Origin of the sequence: Devosia sp. (assembly GCF_041917035.1) — a bacterium.
Taxonomy (GTDB): Bacteria; Pseudomonadota; Alphaproteobacteria; order Rhizobiales; family Devosiaceae; genus Devosia_A.
In genome coordinates this window covers 1-3,635 of sequence record NZ_JAYRYM010000322.1, presented here as the reverse complement: position 1 = coordinate 3,635, position 3,635 = coordinate 1, and the positions used below count along the sequence as shown (strand labels likewise).

Genomic DNA, 3,635 nt, shown 5'->3' with positions numbered 1-3,635 from the left:
TGATCCGGGCCTTCGACAAGGTGCGCAACCATTTCGGCGTGACGCGGCTGAGCCAGGTGGCGGCGATTGCCGCGCTCGGCGACCGGGACTGGCTGGCGGCGGTGATCGCGAAAGTCGCGGCCGGGCGCGGGCGGCTCAACGCCATCGCGGCGGAAAACGGACTCGCCGCGGTCCCCTCGGCCACCAATTTCGTCGCCATCGACTGCGGCCGCGACGGCGCCTATGCGCTGGCGGTGCTGAAGGCGCTGGAACGACGCGGCGTGTTCGTCAGGAAGCCCATGGCGCCGGGGCTGGACCGGCACATCCGCATCAGCGTCGGGCGCGACGAGGAACTGGACGTGGTGGCGGCGGAGCTTCCGGGAGCGCTGCGCGAGGCGGGGTGAGGCCGGACCTCGTGCGTCGACGGGGTCGGATGAAGGCCTTCGCGCTACCCGCGCCCGAACTCGCCGAGCAGCGCGCGCGAGCCCTTGACGATCATCGAAGTGTCGCCGCCGACGGCGATGAAGTTGAACCCGTCGGCAAAGAGCTGGCGGGCGCTCTCCGGCTTGAAATCGAGCATGCCGGCGGCGATGCCGCCCGCCTGCATCAGTTGCCGCGCCTCGGCGATCTTGGCGAGCGTGTCGGCATGATAGGCGCCGCCCAGCAGGCCCATGTTGGCGGCGAGGTCATTGGGGCCGATCAACAGGCCGTCAATGCCCTCGATCCTCGCGAACTCGGGGATGGTTGCCACCGCCAGCGGCGTCTCGATCTGCAGGATGACGCAGATGTCCTCGTGCGCCTTCGCATGGTAGCCGGTGATGGTGCCGAAGCGCACCGAGCGCGAATTGCCGGAATAGCCGCGGATGCCGTGCGGCGGGAAGCGTACCGAGGCGGCGGCGAGCCTGGCCTCCTCGACGGTCTGCACGAACGGGAACATGAACGAGCGGATGCCGGCATCGAGCAGGCGCTTGACCAGAATCGGATCGATGCTGGGGATGCGCACCACGAACTCGGCATCGCCACCATGCCGGGCGGCGAGCAGGTGCCGCTCCACCGTCTCGAGGTCGTAGGGGCTGTGCTCCATGTCGAGCAGCACCCAGTCGAAGCCGATCCCAGCGGCGATCTCGGTGGCGGCGAGGGAATTCATCGACAGCCAGCAGCCGAGTTGCGGCACCGATCGGGCGGCAAGCGCGCGCTTGAAGGCGTTGGGAGCGATGGGGCGCATGGTGATCCTCAGAACGCGCCGGGGAAGGCGCCGCCGTCGATGAGCAGGTTCTGCCCGGTGATGTAGCCGGCCCGGGCCGAGCAGAGGAAGGCGCAGGCAGCGCCGAACTCCTCGGGCGTGCCGAAGCGCCTGGCCGGGATCGCGGCGCGCCGCTCGGCCTCGATCGCCTCGAGGCTGACGCCGCGCTGTTCGGCCGTGCGCCGGTTGCCGCTCTTCAGCCGGTCGGTGTCGAACGAGCCGGGCAGCAGGTTGTTGATGGTGACGTTGTGGGCAACGACCGATTGCGACACGCCCTTGAGGAAGGCGGTGAGTCCGGCGCGGGCACCGGAGGAGAGGTCGAGCCCGCCGATCGGCGCCCTGACCGAACTCGAGGTGATGTTGACGATGCGGCCGAACCTGCGCTCGACCATGCCGTCGATCACCCGCTGGATCAGCTCGATCGGGGTGACGAAGTTGCCGATGACGCCGGCCAGCATCTTCTCGCGGTCGAGCTCACGGAAATCGCGGAACGGCGGGCCGGCATTGTTGTTGACGAGGATGTCGGGCGTCGGGCAGGCAGCGAGCAGCGCGTCCTGGCCCTCGCGCGTCGCCACATCGGCCACCACGGCGATCACCGTGCCGCCGGTGGTGGCGCGGATTTCGGCGGCAGCCACATCGAGCTGCGCCGCATCCCTGCCGTTGATCACCACCTCGACGCCCTCGGCGGCCAGCGCCGTGGCGCAGCCGCGGCCGAGGCCGCGACTGGACGCACAGACGATGGCCGTCCTGCCGGCGAGCCCGAGATCCATGTCGCTAGCCCGCCAGCGCGCCCTGCGCCGACGCGCCGCGCTCGAGCAGCAGGCGGTTATAGGCGTTGATGTAGGCGCGGGCCGAGGCGACGAGCGTGTCGGGCTCGGCGGCGTTGCCGGAGACGATGCGGCCACCCATTTCGAGCCGGACGTGCGCGCTGGCCTGCGCGTCGGTGCCACCGGTGACGCCGTCGATGGCGTAGAGCACCAGGTGCGGGTCCTTGCCGACCGCCTGCTTGATGGCGTTGAAGATGGCGTCGACCGAGCCGGTGCCGTCGTACTTGGCCGCGACCTCGACCCCATCGATGGCGAGCTTGAGCTCGCAGTGATGGATGCCGCCGGTCTTGGAGATCACCTCCATGTCGACCAGCTTGATGCGATCATCGACCGAGCCCGCCTCGTCATCGACCAGCGCGACAATGTCGGCGTCATAGACGTGCTTCTTCCGGTCGGCGAGGTCCTTGAAGCGCTGGAAGGCCTCCTGAAAGGCATTATCTCCCAGCTCGTAGCCCAGTTCCTTCAACTTGTCCTTGAACGCGGCGCGGCCCGAGTGCTTGCCCATGACCAAGGTGGTTTCCTTGATGCCGACCGAGGCCGGCGTCATGATCTCGTAGGTCTGGGCGTTCTTCAGCATGCCGTCCTGGTGGATGCCGCTTTCGTGCGCGAAGGCGTTCTTGCCGACGATCGCCTTGTTGTACTGCACCGGGAAGTTGGAGGCCGCCGAGACGATCCGGCTGGCGCGGCTCAAATGCGTCGCGTCGATCTCGGTATGATACGGCATGGCATCGGCGCGGGTGCGGATGGCCATCACCACCTCCTCGAGCGCGGCATTACCGGCCCGCTCGCCCAGCCCGTTGATGGTGCACTCGATCTGCCGCGCGCCGCCGCGGACGGCGGCCAGCGAATTGGCCACGGCGAGGCCCAGGTCGTCGTGGCAATGGGCCGAGAAGATCACCCTGTCGGCGCCCGGCACGCGCTCGATGATCGAGCGGAACATCGCCTCGTGCTCGGCCGGAACTGCATAGCCGACGGTGTCGGGCAGGTTGATGGTGGTGGCGCCGGCCTTGATGGCCAGTTCGACGCAGCGGGCGAGGAAATCGATCGGCGTGCGGGTGGCATCCATGGCGCTCCACTCGACATTGTCGATGAGCCCGCGCGCCTGCGTCACCGTGGCGGTGATGATCTCCAGCACCTGCTCCTCGGTCTTCTTCATCTGGTGCGCCAGATGGATCGGCGAGGTGGAGACGAAGGTGTGGATACGGCCGCGCCTGGCGTGACGCACGGCCTCGCCGGCCCGCGCGATATCGCCCGGGATGGCGCGGGCGAGGCCGGCGACGACGGCGTTCTTGACCTGCTTGGCGACGGCCACGACCGCCTCGAAGTCGCCATTGGAGGCGATCGGGAACCCGGCCTCTATGATATCGACGCCCATCTCGTCGAGCGCCTCGGCGACCTGGAGCTTCTCCTCCAGCGTCATGGTGGCGCCGGGGCTCTGCTCGCCGTCGCGCAGCGTGGTATCGAAGATATAGACGCGATCCTTGTTGGTCGCGGTTTCCGTGGCGGTCATCTCGGTCTTCCCATCAATCGGCCGGGGATGCAAAATCCCACGCGGCCGGACAAAACTGGTGTTCGGCTTATTCACG

4 protein-coding genes are annotated in these 3,635 nt (G+C 68.2%); 1 reads left to right on the top strand and 3 read right to left on the bottom strand.

Annotated features, from left to right (window positions below):
* The coding region (locus ACE3TU_RS20300) for an aminotransferase class I/II-fold pyridoxal phosphate-dependent enzyme (RefSeq protein WP_374627549.1) at window positions 1–383 on the top strand (383 nt) is incomplete at its 5' end.
* A gap of 44 nt (window positions 384–427) precedes the next feature.
* Here the strand turns inward: ACE3TU_RS20300 and ACE3TU_RS20295 are convergent.
* The 3 genes from ACE3TU_RS20295 to ACE3TU_RS20285 are packed head-to-tail and all read right to left on the bottom strand — an operon-like array spanning window position 428 to window position 3,559.
* Entirely contained in the window at window positions 428–1,204 is a 777-nt protein-coding gene (locus tag ACE3TU_RS20295; RefSeq protein WP_374627547.1) for an HpcH/HpaI aldolase/citrate lyase family protein, read from the bottom strand.
* A gap of 8 nt (window positions 1,205–1,212) precedes the next feature.
* A complete protein-coding gene (locus ACE3TU_RS20290) occupies window positions 1,213–1,992 on the bottom strand; it encodes an SDR family oxidoreductase (protein WP_374627545.1) in 780 nt (259 codons plus the stop codon).
* Between the two features lie 4 nt (window positions 1,993–1,996).
* Window positions 1,997–3,559 carry a 2-isopropylmalate synthase gene (locus tag ACE3TU_RS20285; protein ID WP_374627543.1) on the bottom strand — a complete coding sequence of 521 codons (1,563 nt, stop codon included), beginning with the start codon at window positions 3,557–3,559 and terminating at the stop codon, window positions 1,997–1,999.
* Window positions 3,560–3,635 lie beyond the last annotated feature (76 nt).